Below are 15881 nucleotides of genomic sequence, written 5' to 3' on the forward strand. Positions count from 1 at the left end.
AAGCCCGCCTCCACATGAGGCGGGCTCGCTTTTTGAGTGTCCGCAGGACAGGTGCGAAAGCCTGCCAGGAAGTGGAAACGACATGGTCACGATTCTCGACCGCACCAAACTCGACCCTGACGCCAAGCGCGTGCGCCACCCGGAAAAGGCCAATCGGCCGGACACGGAAGTGCTGCGCAAGCCGGAATGGATCCGCGTCAAGGCGCCGGTTTCCAAGGGTTATCAGGAAACGCGCGATCTGGTGCGCAGCCACAAGCTGGTGACGGTCTGCGAGGAAGCGGGCTGCCCGAATATCGGCGAGTGCTGGGATAAAAAGCACGCTACCTTCATGATCATGGGCGAGATCTGTACCCGCGCCTGCGCCTTCTGCAACGTGGCGACGGGCAAGCCGAACGCACTCGACATGGCTGAACCGGAAAACGTCGCCAAGGCCGTCAAGCAGATGGGCCTGTCGCACGTCGTCATCACGTCGGTGGACCGTGACGATCTGGCGGACGGCGGCGCAGAGCATTTCGAGAAGGTGATCTGGGCGATCCGCGCGGCCTCGCCGCTGACGACGATCGAAATCCTCACCCCCGACTTCCTCAAGAAGCCGGGCGCGCTGGAGCGCGTCGTCGCCGCCAAGCCCGACGTCTTCAACCATAATATGGAAACCGTGCCAGGCAACTACCTGACGGTCCGTCCGGGTGCGCGTTACTTCCACTCCGTGCGCCTGCTGCAGCGCGTGAAGGAACTCGACCCGAGCATGTTCACCAAGTCGGGCATCATGGTGGGCCTTGGCGAGGAGCGCAACGAAGTGCTTCAGCTGATGGACGACCTGCGCACCGCCGATGTCGACTTCCTGACCATCGGCCAGTACCTCCAGCCGACCCGCAAGCACCATGCCGTCATGAGCTTCGTGACGCCGGAGGAGTTCAAGTCCTACGAGACCGTCGCCTATGCCAAGGGCTTCCTGATGGTCTCGTCGAGCCCGCTGACGCGCTCCTCGCACCATGCCGGCGACGACTTCGCCCGCCTTAAGGCCGCCCGCGAGCGCAAGGTTCTCGCCGCCGCGGAATAGGCCCTTTCCGCCGTCACCCTTCGAGCCCCGCCATCCGTCCGACGGCGGGGTTTTTCGTTTGGCGACAGCATCCAGCCCAAAGAGGCAAAGCCTTGCGGCCGATGGCCGCGATATGCTGGTTTGCGTATTGAAATCGCGGGGCGAGAATGACCTTCCACTTGCAAGATTAGCCATGGTTCATTAGCTCTCGGCCATGCCCCAGTTCGAAACCCGCCGTCCGGTTCCCCACTCGCCCGAGCAGATGTATGCCCTCGTCGCCGACGTCGAGCGCTACCCGGAATTCCTGCCGCTTTGCGAGGCTCTGAGCGTGCGCTCGCGCAAGGAGCGTGACGGCAAGGAGCTGCTCGTGGCGGACATGACCGTCGGCTACAAGGCGATCCGCGAGACGTTTACCACGCAGGTGCTGCTGAACGGCGCAGAGCGGGCGATCGACGTGAAATATATCGATGGGCCGTTCCGCTATCTCGACAACCGCTGGCGCTTCGAGCCGCTGCCGGGCGGTGGCTGCTCGGTGCATTTCTTCATCGACTACGAGTTCAAGAGCCGCATTCTCGGCGCGCTGATGGGCTCGATGTTCGACCGTGCCTTCCGCATGTTCACCGAGGCGTTCGAGAAGCGCGCCGACACGATCTATCCGGCAGCCTGAATTTTTCAGTCCGCTCGCCCGTTACCGGGGACATGATCACCCGGTTCGCTCCCTTCGCCCTGATCGCCTTCATCTGCACGCCTGCGGCCGCGCAGGAAGCGCCGGGAGACTACATTCTTCTCCTCGATGAACAGAACCGGCCGCTCACCGGCAGTTATCGCATCGGGCCGGATGTGAAGATGACGATCCAGGGCAGGGAGGATGGCTTGCCCCGAAATCCGGTTTATCTGGATCGCGCCTTCTTCCCCACGCGCGAAGCGGAGATGCTGGCCTTCTACAATGCGCGTCATGCCTATTCCTCCGATCCGGCGGCGATCGACGTCGGCGGTGAGATGCGCATCGTGGACACGGAGACGCTGCAGCCGCCGCTCTTCAAGGACCAGAAGCCGGAGCGCGAGAAGGCGCTGAAAGTGAAGGTCTCGGCGCGCCTGGCCTTCGAGGCGAGCGGCTACAAGCTCGTCGGCAAGGCTTATACCGTCGAAGGGGCCGAACTTGGCGACGAGGACCGGCGCCTCGGCGATTTTTTCCATGTCGAGACCTTAGATATGGTGCTGTCCGCTCCGGCAGCCCGCAAGATCGCTGCCGTCGAGACCGGTAAGGCCTTGAGTTCCAGCGATTTCGAGGCGCTTTTCGTGGAGCGGACAAGCCCTATTCCGGATTTCACGAAATGCATCACCGAAAAGCGCAAGACAGCTGACTACAAGGCGCTCGCCGAAAAGCAGAAGGCGAGCGTCGATGCTTTCCTCGCGAAGAATTTCCCGGAGGGGCAGGTTTTCTGGGCAGATACGGCGCGCTACGAGGCGAATTTCGCCATGAACATCTATTCGCTCTGCCCGAATTAATCCCTCGCGATTTCGATCAGCATTTCCAGCGCGGTGCGCACTGTCGCAAGCCTGACGGCATTGCGGCCGATATCGCCGTAGCGCATTTCCCGATGCAGTGTCTCGTGGCCGGTGCGCGCGGCGGCGAGGTGGACGAGGCCGACGGGTTTTTCCTCCGTGCCGCCGCCCGGACCGGCAATGCCGGTCACGGCAATCGAGATATTGGCGCCGGAATTGCCGATGGCGCCCTGCGCCATTTCCAGCGCGGTCGGCCGCGAGACGGCGCCGTGCGCCTTCAAAGTCGCGTTGGCGACGCCGATCATCTCGCGCTTGGCCTCGTTGGAATAGGTGACGAAGCCTCGGTCGAAGACATTCGAGGAACCGGGAATTTCCGTGATCACGCCGGCAATCAGGCCTGCGGTGCAGGATTCGGCGGTGGCAATCAGCAGCTTCTTTTCGGTGAAATCGGCAACGAGGCCGCGTGCGGTCTCTTCAATGTCCTCAGGCCAGAAACTCATGCGTCGGTTCCCTTGTAGACGACGGTGGCGGTGGCGATGGCGGCAATGCCTTCGCGGCGACCGATGAAGCCGATCTTCTCGTTGGTCGTGGCTTTCACCGAACAGCGATCAATGGAAATGCCGAGGAAATCCGAGAGGTTCCGGCGCATCGCATCGCGGTGCGGGCCGACCTTCGGCGCCTCGGCGATCAGCGAGACGTCGGCATTCATGATCGTGCCGCCGTTCGCGCGCACGATACTTGCGGCGTGTTCCAGGAAGATGCGCGAGGCGGCGCCTTTCCATTGCATGTCCGATGGCGGAAAATGATCGCCGATATCGCCCGCGCCGCAGGTGGCGAGCAGAGCGTCGGTGAGGGCGTGCAGTGCGACGTCGGCGTCCGAATGGCCCGAGAGTTTCTGGTCGTGCGGAATGAACAGGCCGCAGAGCGTCACGCCATCGCCGTCGACGAGTTGGTGCACGTCATAACCATTGCCGGTGCGCACATCCGGGAGTGCGTGGGAAAGGCGCTGGTCCGCCATGGCGATATCCTTCTGCAATGTAAGCTTTACGTTCCCGGCGCTGCCTTCGACGAGGTGCACGCGCACGCCGGCCCATTCGGCAATCGAGGCGTCGTCGGTGAAATCCGTGCGGCCGGAGGCCGCCGCCCGACGATGCGCTTCAAGAATGGTGGCGAAGTGGAAGGACTGCGGCGTCTGGGCGGCAAAGAGGCCGGAGCGCGAGACGGTCTCGGCAACATTGCCGTTGGCGTCAGCACGCTTCAGCGTGTCGGCAACCGCGATGGCGGGCAGGACGGCGCGGGCGCCGTGGCTGAAGGCTGAGAGCGTGCGGTCCAGAATGGCGGGCTCGACGAAGGGGCGTACGGCATCCTGAATGAGCACGTGGCTGATCTCGTCCTTTGCCAGCACGTCGAGGCCGGCCAGCACCGATTGCTGGCGGGTCGCGCCGCCATAGACGACGATGAGCCGGTCGCCGGCGGGCAGGGCGTTTTCGCGCGCCATCTCGAACAAAGCCGCGTCATCGGGATGTATCACGACCACGATACGCCGGGCGGGCTGCCAATTGACAAAGAGATCGAGCGTATGGGAGATGACCGGCCTTCCGCCGATGCGGCGGTATTGCTTGGGGCCTTCGGCATGACTGCCGGCCCGCTCGCCGCGACCGGCGGCAACGATCACCACACCGCAGGAGTGCGCATTTTCCGCCTGCATTTCGGTCATCGACCTCCCGTTTCAAAGCGTTTTGAGGGGGTTTAGCCGGAAGGATGCCGCAATTCCAGCGCTGTCAGGAAAAATGCGGGTTCGCAGGATTGCGGCTTGGCAAGAACGACAATGATGGCTAAAAATAGTGCAGAGACATGACCTGCTTGAAAGATGAGCATTTGACGATCCCCGCTCTGTCGGCACCGCTGGCAATCCGAAACCAGACCCTGCGCAACCGCGTGGTCCTGGCGCCGATGTCGGGTGTCACGGACCTGCCGTTCCGCGATCTCGCCTGGCGTTTTGGCGCGGGATTGGTCGTGACGGAAATGGTGGCGAGCCGGGAACTGGCTCTGAATGCGCGGGAAAGCTGGTCGCGCATCCGCAATTGCGGCATCGCACCGCATATGGTGCAGCTCGCTGGCCGCGAGGCGCACTGGATGGCGGAAGCCGCGAAGATCGCCGAAGGCGAGGGCGCCGATATCATCGACATCAATATGGGCTGCCCCGCCAAGAAGGTGATCGGCGGTTATTCCGGTTCGGCGCTGATGCGCGATCCCGATCATGCGCTCGGCCTGATCGAAGCGACCGTCAACGCCGTGAAGGTGCCGGTCACGGTGAAGATGCGGCTCGGCTGGGACCATGATTCGCTGAATGCACCGCATATCGCCGCCCGCGCCGAGGCTGCGGGTGCCGCGATGATCACCGTACATGGCCGCACGCGCATGCAGTTCTACGAAGGCAAGGCGGATTGGGACGCGATCCGCGCGGTGCGCGACGTGCTGTCGATCCCGCTCGTCGCCAATGGCGATGTCGAGACGCCAGAGGACGCCGCGGAGATCCTGCTCCGCTCGGGCGCCGATGCCGTGATGGTCGGCCGCTCCGCGCAGGGCCGTCCCTGGCATCCGGCGGTTCTCGCCGGCGCCATCGAGCATCCTTCGCTGGATGTGGTCGCGTCAACGGCGGTGGAGCACTATCGCATGATGCTCGATTTCTACGGCGTCGAAGCGGGCCTGCGCCATGCCCGCAAACATGTCGGCTGGTATCTCGGCCATTACGCACCGGACATATCAGGCGCGGCGAAGGCGGAGATCATGACGGCGCGTGACAGCGAACTCGTCGCACGCCGTCTGGAGGTGGCCATTCTGGATGCGGGTGCCGCAGGGATCGGAGAGGCCGCATGACGGACAAGGCCCCACAGCAGAACGCCGCGAGGGCGCCGGACCTGGCGCTTGCCGTGCTCAACGCCATCCAGAACCCGGTGATTCTCGTCGATATCGACGGCCATGTCGCCTTCGCCAACTGGGAGGCGGAATCTTTCTTCGGCGCGAGCGCCAACCATCTGGCGAAACACAAGGTTTCGAGCCTCATTCCCTTCGGAAGCCCGCTTCTGACGCTGATCGATCAGGTGCGCGAGCGCAAGGCGCCGGTCAGCGAGTACCGGGTGGACCTGTCCTCGCCGCGTCTCGGTGCCGACAAGCTCGCCGATATCTATGTCGCGCCCGTGACGACCGAACCGGCGGGCTCCGTCGTGGTCGTCATTCAGGAACGCTCGATGGCGGACAAGATAGACCGGCAGCTGACGCATCGCGGGGCTGCCCGCTCCGTCACCGGCCTTGCCTCGATGCTGGCGCATGAGATCAAGAACCCCTTGTCCGGCATTCGCGGCGCGGCACAGCTCTTGGAAACCTCCGTGCTCGACGAGGACCGGGCGCTGACGCGGCTGATCTGCGACGAGACCGACCGCATCGTCTCGCTGGTCGACCGCATGGAGGTGTTTTCCGACGAACGTCCGGTCGATCGCGTGCCGCTCAACATCCACGCCGTGCTCGACCATGTGAAGGCGGTGGCGAAAGCCGGTTTCGGCCGCAACATCAAGATCACGGAACTCTACGACCCGTCGCTACCGCCGGTCTTTGCCAACCGGGACCAGCTGGTTCAAGTCTTCCTCAACCTCATCAAGAATGCCGCGGAGGCGATCGGCGACCGGCCGGAGGGCGAAATCCAGCTGACGACGGCCTACCGGCCCGGCATCCGGCTTTCCGTTGCCGGCACGCGGGAGAAAATCTCGCTGCCGCTGGAATTCTGCGTGCATGACAACGGCCCCGGCGTGCCTTCGGACCTAGTGCCGCATCTCTTCGATCCCTTCATTACCACCAAGACCAACGGCTCCGGCCTCGGCCTTGCGCTGGTGGCGAAAATCATCGGCGGCCATGGCGGCATTGTCGAATGCGACAGCCAGGGTTCGCGAACCACCTTCCGCGTGCTGATGCCGGCCTCCCGCGGCGTCAGCGAAGACGACGACTTTCCCAAGACCAAAGGACATATCTGATGACAGGCGCCACAGTCCTCGTTGCCGATGACGATGCCGCGATCCGCACGGTTCTCAATCAGGCCTTGAGCCGCGCGGGCTATGACGTGCGCATCACCTCCAATGCGGCGACGCTGTGGCGCTGGATTTCCGCCGGCGAGGGCGACATCGTCGTGACCGATGTCGTGATGCCCGACGAGAATGCTTTCGATCTCCTGCCGCGCATTAAGAAGGCCCGCCCGGACCTGCCGGTGCTGGTGATGAGCGCGCAGAACACCTTCATGACGGCGATCAAGGCCTCGGAGAAGGGCGCCTACGACTATCTGCCGAAACCCTTCGACCTGACCGAGCTGATCGCCATCATCGGCCGGGCGCTGGCCGAGCCGAAGCGCAAGCCGGCGCGGCTGGACGACGACACGCAGGACGGCATGCCGCTGGTCGGCCGCTCCGCCGCCATGCAGGAAATCTACCGCGTGCTGGCGCGTCTCATGCAGACGGACCTGACGCTGATGATCACCGGCGAATCGGGCACCGGCAAGGAACTCGTCGCCCGCGCGCTGCATGACTACGGCAAGCGCCGCAACGGCCCCTTCGTCGCCATCAACATGGCGGCCATTCCGCGCGACCTCATCGAATCGGAACTGTTCGGCCATGAGAAGGGCGCCTTTACCGGTGCGCAGAACCGCTCGACCGGCCGCTTCGAACAGGCCGAGGGCGGCACGCTCTTCCTCGACGAGATCGGCGATATGCCGATGGATGCGCAGACGCGCCTGCTGCGCGTGCTCCAGCAGGGCGAATACACCACCGTCGGCGGCCGCACCCCGATCCGCACCGATGTGCGGATCGTGGCGGCGACCAACAAGGACCTGAAGCAGTCGATCAATCAGGGCCTGTTCCGCGAGGATCTGTATTATCGCCTTAACGTCGTGCCGCTGCGCCTGCCGCCGCTGCGCGACCGCGCGGAGGACATTCCCGATCTGGTGCGCCATTTCGTGCAGCAGGCGGAGAAGGAAGGGCTCGACGCCAAGCGTTTCGACCAGGAGGCGCTGGAACTGATGAAGGCGCATGCCTGGCCGGGCAATGTGCGCGAGCTGGAAAACGTCGTGCGCCGCCTGACCGCGCTCTATCCGCAGGATGTCATCACCCGCGAGATCATCGAGACGGAGCTGCGGGCGGACGTTCCCGACAGTCCCATAGAAAAGACGGTGACGCGCAGCGGCTCGCTCTCCATCTCCCAGGCGGTGGAGGAGAATATGCGGCAGTATTTTTCAAGCTTCGGCGATGGCCTGCCGCCGGCGGGGCTTTATGACCGGGTGCTGGCCGAGGTGGAGTATCCGCTGATTCTCGCTGCGCTCACGGCGACGCGCGGAAACCAGATCAAGGCGGCTGACTTGCTCGGCCTGAACCGCAACACGCTGCGCAAGAAAATTCGCGAATTGGGCGTGTCTGTGTACAGAAGTTCCCGCTCCGCTTGACTTAACGGCAAGAGGCGTTGCATTTTGGCCACAATCTGTTGCTTGAGGGTAACAGAGGGGTTTGCGGCCGAATTCGTCCGCATGCCTGAACGTCTAGGGTCAGGGTGCGACTGCGGCCGGTCCTCCATACGGTCGGCGCCATCCCGAAAACAAGAGAAGAACGCCGGCGCCTTTCAGGGCGTTCGGCCGGGGAAGCGATGCAGCAGATGGACGAGCGTTTGGACCTGCTTGCGGGCAGCAATGAGGGGAAGGTGTCGGCGGACCGGCGTGCTTCCTTCGCCTTGCCGGGTCTCGTGCTGGCCGGCGGCGCGCTCGTCGCCGCGACGCTGTCGCTGTTCATCCTGCTTGGCCTGACGCCGATCAAGCCGGTCGCCAATGTCGTCATCGCCTCGGCGGCGATCAATGCCATCTTCATCGTCGGCCTGATGTTCCTGATCGGGCGGGAAATCGTGCGGCTGCTGCGCGCCCGCAGCCGCGGCCGCGCTGCCGCGCGGCTCCATGTGCGCATCGTGGCGCTGTTTTCGATCGTCGCGATCACGCCGGCCGTGCTTGTGGCGATTTTCGCGTCGATCACGCTCGATGTCGGCCTCGACAGGTGGTTTTCCATCCGCACGCAGTCGATCGTCAGCTCCTCGCTGAACGTTGCGCAGGCCTATATGTTGGAAAACGCCAGCTACCTGCAGGGCCAGACCGCCTCGATGGCGAACGATCTCGACCGCAACCGCCAACTCTACAGCCTCGACCGCACTGGCTTTACCGAACTGATGACGCGGCAGGCGCGGGGACGCGGTATGCTCGGCGCATCCCTGCTGCGCGCCGACGGTTCCGTCATTCTACAGGCCAATATCCCGACGGAAAACCGGCTGCCGCCGGCGCCGGAAGATGCGCTGCGCGCGTCCGCCGCCGGCCAGCCGACGCTTATTCCGCCGGGCCAGACCAATCTCGTCGGCGCCATCATCAAGCTCGACAACATCCCGGACGCCTTCCTCTACACGATCCGCACCGTCGATCCCGAAGTCATGCGCTCCATGCGTCTGATGGAGGAGAACACCGCGGAATATCGCGCGCTGGAAGCCGGCCGCACGACGCTGCAGATCGCATTCGGCGTGCTCTATCTCGGCTTCGCGCTCATCGTGCTGCTCGCTGCGATCTGGACCGCCATTGCGGTGGCCGACCGTATCGTCCGCCCGATCCGCCAGCTGATCGGCGCTGCCGACAGCGTTGCCTCGGGCAATCTCGATGTGACGGTGCCGGTGCGCGTGGCCGATGGCGACGTCGGTAACCTCTCGCGCACGTTCAACAAGATGATCGCCGAAATCCGCACCCAGCAGGGCGAGATCCTCAATGCCAAGGACGAGATGGATCATCGCCGCCGCTTCATCGAGGCGGTGCTGTCGGGTGTGACCGCGGCCGTGATCGGCGTCGAGGGGGACGGGCGTATCACCATCGTCAATCTTTCCGCCGAAATCCTGCTCGGCCGCAATGCGGTCGACCTGATCGGCGAGCCGCTGGTCGGCGTCACGCCGGAGATTGCCGCCGTGCTTGCCGAGGGTTCTGCCCGCCACCGCAACGAATTCCGCAAGCAGATCAATATCATGCACGGCGGCAAGGAGCGGACGCTGAATGTGCAGGTGATCCGCGAGGAAGCGAGCGACGCGCAGGAATCCTTCGTCATCAGCGTGGACGACATCACCGATCTCGTCATCGCACAGCGCTCGACCGCCTGGGCGGATGTGGCCCGCCGCATCGCGCATGAGATCAAGAACCCGCTGACCCCGATCCAGCTTTCGGCCGAGCGTATCCGCCGCCGCTACGGCAAGCAGATCGACCAGGAGGATCGCGCGGTCTTCGACCAGTGTACGGATACGATCGTGCGCCAAGTCGAGGATATCGGTCGCATGGTGGACGAGTTCTCCTCCTTCGCACGTATGCCCAAGCCCACCAAGGAGCGCTCTGACCTGCGCAACATCCTGAAGGATGCCGTTTTCCTGCGCGAAATGGGCAACAACCACGTCGCTTTCTTGAAGGATCTCGGCGAGGTGCCGCTGACGGGGCTGTTCGACGCGCGCATGCTCGGCCAGGCCTTCGGCAATCTCATCAAGAATGCGGTGGAGGCGATCGAGGCGCTGCCGCCGGATGCCGATCGCGGCGAGCACAAGATCCTCGTGCGCGCCGAGGCCGACGACGCGGGACGGCGGTTCGTCGTCGACGTCGTCGACAACGGCAAGGGCCTGCCGACCGAGAATAGACATCGCATTCTCGAACCCTACATGACGATGCGCGAGAAGGGCACGGGCCTCGGCCTCGCCATCGTGAAGAAGATCATCGAGGACCATGGCGGGCAGCTGGAACTACATGATGCCCCCCAGGACTTCGACCACGGCCAGGGGGCGATGATTCGCGTGATCCTGCCCTATGAAGAAACTTCGGCCGTCGAGGCGGACAAGAATAAGAGCAAGGAAATGAACCATGGCGTCTGATATTCTGGTCGTTGACGACGAAGAGGACATCCGCGAGATCGTCTCCGGCATCCTATCGGACGAAGGGCACGAGACGCGCACCGCCTTTGACAGCGACAGCGCGCTGGCCGCGATCAGCGACCGCGTACCGCGTCTTGTCTTCCTCGACATCTGGATGCAGGGCAGCAAGCTCGACGGGCTGGCGCTGCTTGACGAGATCAAGAGCCGCTATCCGGACCTCCCTGTGGTGATGATTTCCGGCCACGGCAATATCGAGACGGCCGTTTCGGCGATCCGCCGCGGCGCCTATGATTTCATCGAAAAACCCTTCAAGGCCGACCGGCTGATCCTGATCGCCGAGCGGGCGCTGGAGAATTCCAAGCTGCGACGCGAGGTGACCGAACTCAAGAAACGGTCCGGCGATCCGGCCGAGCTGATCGGCACCTCCGTCGCGGTCTCGCAGCTTCGTCAGAACATCGACAAGGTCTCGCCGACCAACAGCCGCATCATGATCCTCGGCCCCTCCGGCTCCGGCAAGGAGCTGGTGGCGCGCATGATCCACCGGAAATCGACACGGGCAAGCGGCCCATTCGTCGTGCTGAACGCGGCGGCGATCACGCCCGAGCGCATGGAAGTCGCGCTGTTCGGCACGGAGGGCACGCCCGGCCAGCCGCGTCGTACCGGCGCGCTGGAAGAGGCCCATGGTGGCATCCTCTATCTCGACGAGATCGGCGAAATGCCGCGCGAGACGCAGAACAAGATTCTGCGTGTGCTGGTCGACCAGCAGTTTGAGCGTGTCGGCGGCTCCAAGCGAGTGAGGGTGGATGTGCGCATCATCTCCTCCACCGCCTATAATCTCGAGAGCCTGATCGCCGAGGGCGGGTTCCGCGAAGACCTCTACCATCGCCTCGCTGTGGTGCCGGTGCGCGTGCCGCCGCTGGCCGAGCGGCGCGAGGACATCCCCTTCCTGGTCGACATGTTCATGCGCCAGGTCAGCGAGCAGGCGGGCATCCGCGCCCGCAAGATCGGCGACGATGCCTTGGCCGTGCTGCAGGCGCATGACTGGCCGGGCAACATCCGCCAGCTGCGCAACAATATCGAACGCCTGATGATTCTCGCCCGCAGCGACGGTCCGGATACGCCGATCACCGCCGACATGCTGCCGACCGAAGTGGGCGACATGCTGCCGAAGATCTCCACGCAGGGCGACCAGCACATCATGACGCTGCCGCTGCGTGAAGCACGTGAAATGTTCGAGCGTGACTATCTGATCGCGCAGATCAATCGCTTCGGCGGCAACATTTCCCGCACGGCCGAATTCGTCGGTATGGAACGCTCCGCGCTCCATCGCAAACTGAAGTCGCTTGGCGTATAAGGCGCCCGGGGATTGAGGGATTCTAGGGCATGAAGGTCATCATCTGCGGCGCCGGGCGCGTCGGCTACGGTATTGCCGAGCGGCTCTCGGAAGAGGGCAACGACGTATCCGTCATCGACACGCAGCCATCGCTGATCTCGGCCATCACCGAGACGCTCGATGTCAGCGGCGTCATCGGCCATGGCGCGCATCCGGAGGTGCTGGCCAAGGCGGGCGCCGACCAGGCGGACATGCTGATCGCCGTGACCCTGTTCGACGAGATCAACATGGTCGCCTGCCAAGTCGCCCATTCGCTGTTCAACGTGCCGACTAAGATCGCCCGCATCCGCGCGCAGAGCTATCTGGCGCCGGAATATTCCGATCTGTTCTCGCGTGAAAACATGCCCATTGACGTCACCATCTCGCCAGAGGTGGAGGTGGGCAAGATGGTGCTGCGCCGTATTTCTTTCCCCGGAGCGACGGATGTCGTGCGCTTTGCCGATGACCGCATCGTCATGGTGGCGATCGAATGCATGGAGGATTGCCCCGTCGTCGAGACGCCGCTGAAGCAGCTTAGCGAACTCTTCCCGGACCTCAATGCGACCGTCACCGGCATCTTTTCCAACGGCAAGCTGACCGTGCCGAATTCCTCCGACCAGCTGCATTCCGGTGATCTCGCCTATGTGGTCTGCGACAAGGGGCATGTGCGGCGCACGCTCGCGCTCTTCGGCCATGAAGAGCAGGAGGCGGCACGCATCGTCATCGCCGGTGGTGGCAATATCGGCTATTTCGTCGCCAAGGCCATCGAGGACTACCAGCCGAAGACGCGGTTGAAGATCATCGAGAGCGATCGCGAGCGGGCGGTTCTTGTTGCCGACAAGCTGCGCAACACCGTGGTTCTGCATGGCTCGGCGCTCGATCAGAAGATGCTGTTGCAGGCGGATATCCAGGATGCCGACCTTGTCGTCGCGCTCACCAACAACGACCAGATCAACATTCTCGGCAGCGTCATGGCCAAGCGCCTCGGCTGCAAGCAGAACCTCGTTCTGATCAACGATCCCAGCTATCAGGATTTCACCAAGACGCTCGGCATCGATGCGAGCATCAATCCGCGCGCCGTGACGATTTCAGGCATCCTGCAACACGTCCGCAAGGGCCGTATCCGCTCCGTCTATGCGGTACAGAAGGGCTCTGCGGAAGTGATCGAGGCCGAGGCGCTGGAAACATCGCCGCTGGTGGGCAAGCCGCTGCGCGATATCGAACTGCCGCCCGGCATCCGCATCGGCGCTGTCTATCGCGACAAGACGGTGATCCGGCCTGATGGAAACACCAAGATCAAGGCGAAGGACCGGGTGGTGCTCTTTGCGGCCGCCGCTGCCGTGCGCCATGTCGAACAGCTGTTCCGCGTCAGCATTCAGTACTTCTAGGATCCCCATGCCGCGCTTCGCCTATGTCAACGGCCGCTATGTCCGCCATGCCGATGCTGCGGTCTCCATCGAGGATCGGGGCCTGGTCTTCGGCGATGCGGTCTATGAAGTCTGCCAGGTGCAGAAGGGTTTTATTGTCGATCTGACGCGCCATCTCGACCGGCTCGATCGTTCGCTTGGCGAAATCCGCATCCGTCCGCCGATGAGCCGCGCGGCCCTCGTTGGGATCATGCGCGAGGTCTTGCGCCGCAACCGCGTCGTCAACGGCATGGTCTATCTCCAGATCTCGCGCGGCGTCGCCCGGCGCGATCATGTGTTTCCGTCGCCCGAGGTGCGGGCGTCGCTCATCGTCACGGCGAAAAGCCTAAACCCGGCGATCAATGCGGCGAAATACGCTGCCGGCATCAAGGCGATGACCGTGCCGGACAATCGCTGGGGCAGGGTGGATATCAAGACCGTCGGCCTGCTGCCGAACGTGCTGGCCCGCCAGCAGGCGAAGGAGGCGGCCGCGCAGGAGGCGATTTTCGTCGATCAGGACGGCAACGTCACCGAGGGCGGCGCAACGAACCTGTGGATCGTCGACAAGGCCGGAATGCTGGTGACGCGGCCGGCCGACCACGCGATCCTCAAGGGCATCACCCGCACCACATTGATGGATGTCGCGGAAAAACTTGGGATTGCGGTTGAGGAACGGCGCTTTTCGGTGACGGAAATGCTCGAAGCGCGTGAAGTTTTCATCACCGGGGCCACGACCATCTGTCTGCCGGTCGTCTCCATCGACGGACACAGCATCGCCAACGGCCATCCCGGCATGACGGCGCAGAAAATCAGGGATGCTTTTTTCGCCGTTGCGGAGAAGACTGTGATTTGATACCAAAATCGACGGTCCGACACTTTTGCTGCCGGGCCTGGGGGCAATTTATTTCATTCAACCGGTCTCAAGGGCCGGCAATCAGAAAGAAGCGGCGCGATGGCGGAACGTTCTCAGAACCTGCAGGATCTTTTTCTTAATACCGTTCGCAAGCAAAAGATTTCTCTCACGATCTTTCTCATCAACGGGGTCAAGCTGACCGGGGTTGTCACCTCCTTCGACAATTTCTGCGTGCTGCTCCGTCGCGACGGTCACTCGCAGCTCGTGTACAAACACGCGATCTCGACCATCATGCCCGGCCAGCCGCTGCAGATGTTCGAGACCGAGGAAAGCGGCTCCTGACAGGACCCAAGACCATTAAAAAATCTGATTCATCCAACGATTCCATCGTCCCGGACGTCGAAAAACGCCGGGACGACATGCGCGCTGTCGTCATCGCCCCCGTCCTGAAGGGGCGCACGAAGCCGGATCCGACCGTCGTGACGCGCTCCGACGAGGCCCGCCTCGAGGAGGCTGTCGGTCTCGCGCGCGCCATCGACCTCACCATCGTCTATTCGACGCTCGTGCCCGTCAGCCAGCCGAAGCCCGGTACGCTGCTCGGCAGCGGCAAGATCGAGGAGATCAAGGCGGCGCTCGATGCCAACGATGCCGGTCTCGTCATCGTCGATCACCCGCTGACACCGGTGCAGCAGCGCAATCTCGAGAAGGAATGGAACGCCAAGGTCATCGACCGCACGGGCCTCATTCTGGAAATCTTCGGCCGCCGCGCCTCCACCAAGGAAGGCACGTTGCAGGTGGAGCTTGCGCATCTGAATTACCAGAAGGGCCGGCTCGTGCGCAGTTGGACCCACCTTGAACGCCAGCGCGGTGGCGCGGGCTTCATGGGCGGTCCCGGTGAAACGCAGATCGAAGCCGACCGCCGCCTGCTGCAGGACAAGATCGTCAAGCTGGAGCGCGAGCTGGAGCAGGTGCGCCGCACCCGCCAGCTGCACCGCTCCAAGCGCAAGAAGGTGCCGCATCCGATCGTGGCGCTCGTCGGTTATACGAACGCCGGCAAGTCGACCCTGTTCAACCGCATCACCGGTGCGGGCGTGCTGGCCGAAGACATGCTCTTCGCCACGCTCGACCCGACGCTGCGCCGCATGAAGCTGCCGCAGGGCCGCACCGTCATCCTGTCCGATACCGTGGGCTTCATCTCGGATCTGCCGACCCACCTCGTCGCTGCCTTCCGCGCGACGTTGGAAGAGGTGCTGGAAGCCGATTTGATCCTGCATGTGCGCGACATGTCCGACCCGGACAATGGCGCACAGTCGTCGGACGTGCTGCGCATCCTGACCGATCTCGGCATCGACGAGAAGGACGGCGCGGAGCGCATCCTCGAAGTCTGGAACAAGATTGACCGGCTGGAGCCCGAGGCGCGCGACGCGCTGGTGCAGAAGGCCGAGACTCAGCCGAATGTCGTCGCGGTATCCGCGATTTCCGGCGAGGGCGTCGATGCGCTGCTGTCGGAAATCAACCAGCGGCTCTCCGGCGTGCTGGTCGATCGCGACATCGTCGTGCCCGTCATGCAGCTGCAACTGCTGCCGTGGATCTACGATCACTCGATCGTCGACGCCCGCGAGGACCTCGAAGACGGCAATGTGCGGCTGGAGCTGCGGCTGACGGAAACCGAAGCCGCCGAACTCGATCGCCGCCTCGGCATCGGTGGCAGGGTGGCGCGTGAGGATTGGGAGCGCTAACGCG

Annotated in this window: 15 protein-coding genes; 12 read left to right on the plus strand and 3 right to left on the minus strand. The window is 63.5% G+C overall.

All coding sequences use genetic code 11. From position 1 onward, the window contains the following. Nucleotides 1-82 precede the first annotated feature (82 nt). The 3 genes from lipA (at nt 83) to AC27VQ_RS13360 (ending at nt 2548) form a co-directional block, all read left to right on the plus strand. Nucleotides 83-1060, plus strand: a complete 978-nt coding sequence (gene lipA, locus AC27VQ_RS13350) for a lipoyl synthase (RefSeq protein WP_488716618.1) — start codon at nt 83-85, stop codon at nt 1058-1060. Between the two features lie 193 nt (nt 1061-1253). Continuing rightward, nucleotides 1254-1706 carry a type II toxin-antitoxin system RatA family toxin gene (locus AC27VQ_RS13355; protein WP_421592533.1) on the plus strand — a complete coding sequence of 151 codons (453 nt, stop codon included), beginning with the start codon at nt 1254-1256 and terminating at the stop codon, nt 1704-1706. Nucleotides 1707-1738: 32 nt separating this feature from the next. Beyond that, nucleotides 1739-2548, plus strand: coding sequence for a hypothetical protein (locus tag AC27VQ_RS13360; protein ID WP_488716619.1), 810 nt, complete (start codon nt 1739-1741; stop codon nt 2546-2548). On the opposite strand, the gene AC27VQ_RS13365 is transcribed toward AC27VQ_RS13360, so the two are convergent. Genes AC27VQ_RS13365 through AC27VQ_RS13375 form a run of 3 tightly spaced genes read right to left on the minus strand, consistent with a single transcriptional unit; the run spans nt 2545 to nt 4423 of the window. Continuing rightward, on the minus strand, nt 2545-3045 hold the full coding sequence (locus AC27VQ_RS13365) for a CinA family protein (RefSeq protein WP_421592531.1): 501 nt from the start codon (nt 3043-3045) through the stop codon (nt 2545-2547). The genes AC27VQ_RS13360 and AC27VQ_RS13365 overlap by 4 nt on opposite strands. Beyond that, on the minus strand, nt 3042-4262 hold the full coding sequence (locus AC27VQ_RS13370; RefSeq protein ID WP_488716620.1) for a bifunctional 2-C-methyl-D-erythritol 4-phosphate cytidylyltransferase/2-C-methyl-D-erythritol 2,4-cyclodiphosphate synthase: 1221 nt from the start codon (nt 4260-4262) through the stop codon (nt 3042-3044). The genes AC27VQ_RS13365 and AC27VQ_RS13370 overlap by 4 nt, the downstream gene beginning before the upstream one ends. A 32-nt stretch (nt 4263-4294) precedes the next feature. After that, nucleotides 4295-4423, minus strand: a complete 129-nt coding sequence (locus AC27VQ_RS13375; protein WP_421592558.1) for a hypothetical protein — start codon at nt 4421-4423, stop codon at nt 4295-4297. On the opposite strand from AC27VQ_RS13375, the gene dusB reads away from it, so the two are divergent. The 9 genes from dusB (at nt 4400) to hflX (ending at nt 15877) form a co-directional block, all read left to right on the plus strand. After that, nucleotides 4400-5425, plus strand: a complete 1026-nt coding sequence (gene dusB, locus AC27VQ_RS13380) for a tRNA dihydrouridine synthase DusB (protein ID WP_488716621.1) — start codon at nt 4400-4402, stop codon at nt 5423-5425. The two genes, AC27VQ_RS13375 and dusB, sit on opposite strands and share 24 nt — an antisense overlap. Beyond that, nucleotides 5422-6573 carry a two-component system sensor histidine kinase NtrB gene (locus AC27VQ_RS13385; RefSeq protein ID WP_488716622.1) on the plus strand — a complete coding sequence of 384 codons (1152 nt, stop codon included), beginning with the start codon at nt 5422-5424 and terminating at the stop codon, nt 6571-6573. The genes dusB and AC27VQ_RS13385 overlap by 4 nt, the downstream gene beginning before the upstream one ends. Next, nucleotides 6573-8027: a nitrogen regulation protein NR(I) gene (ntrC, locus tag AC27VQ_RS13390; RefSeq protein ID WP_488716623.1), complete on the plus strand. Its 1455-nt coding sequence runs from the start codon at nt 6573-6575 to the stop codon at nt 8025-8027. Before AC27VQ_RS13385 ends, ntrC begins: the two co-directional genes overlap by 1 nt. A gap of 206 nt (nt 8028-8233) precedes the next feature. Beyond that, the gene (locus AC27VQ_RS13395) at nt 8234-10507 is read left to right on the plus strand and encodes a sensor histidine kinase NtrY-like (RefSeq protein ID WP_488716624.1); all 2274 of its coding nucleotides are present in this window, start codon (nt 8234-8236) and stop codon (nt 10505-10507) included. Continuing rightward, nucleotides 10497-11861 carry a nitrogen assimilation response regulator NtrX gene (ntrX, locus tag AC27VQ_RS13400; RefSeq protein WP_313526882.1) on the plus strand — a complete coding sequence of 455 codons (1365 nt, stop codon included), beginning with the start codon at nt 10497-10499 and terminating at the stop codon, nt 11859-11861. Before AC27VQ_RS13395 ends, ntrX begins: the two co-directional genes overlap by 11 nt. Nucleotides 11862-11890: 29 nt before the next feature. After that, nucleotides 11891-13267: a Trk system potassium transporter TrkA gene (gene trkA, locus AC27VQ_RS13405; RefSeq protein WP_488716625.1), complete on the plus strand. Its 1377-nt coding sequence runs from the start codon at nt 11891-11893 to the stop codon at nt 13265-13267. 7 nt (nt 13268-13274) lie between these two features. Next, nucleotides 13275-14138 carry a D-amino-acid transaminase gene (locus AC27VQ_RS13410; RefSeq protein ID WP_488716626.1) on the plus strand — a complete coding sequence of 288 codons (864 nt, stop codon included), beginning with the start codon at nt 13275-13277 and terminating at the stop codon, nt 14136-14138. A 99-nt stretch (nt 14139-14237) separates the two neighbouring features. Further along, nucleotides 14238-14480 carry an RNA chaperone Hfq gene (gene hfq, locus AC27VQ_RS13415; RefSeq protein WP_023514954.1) on the plus strand — a complete coding sequence of 81 codons (243 nt, stop codon included), beginning with the start codon at nt 14238-14240 and terminating at the stop codon, nt 14478-14480. 77 nt (nt 14481-14557) lie between these two features. Further along, on the plus strand, nt 14558-15877 hold the full coding sequence (gene hflX, locus AC27VQ_RS13420) for a GTPase HflX (protein WP_488716627.1): 1320 nt from the start codon (nt 14558-14560) through the stop codon (nt 15875-15877). The last annotated feature ends 4 nt before the right edge of the window (nt 15878-15881 follow it).

It is taken from the genome of Shinella sp. 20P9.1.1 (assembly GCF_057798995.1).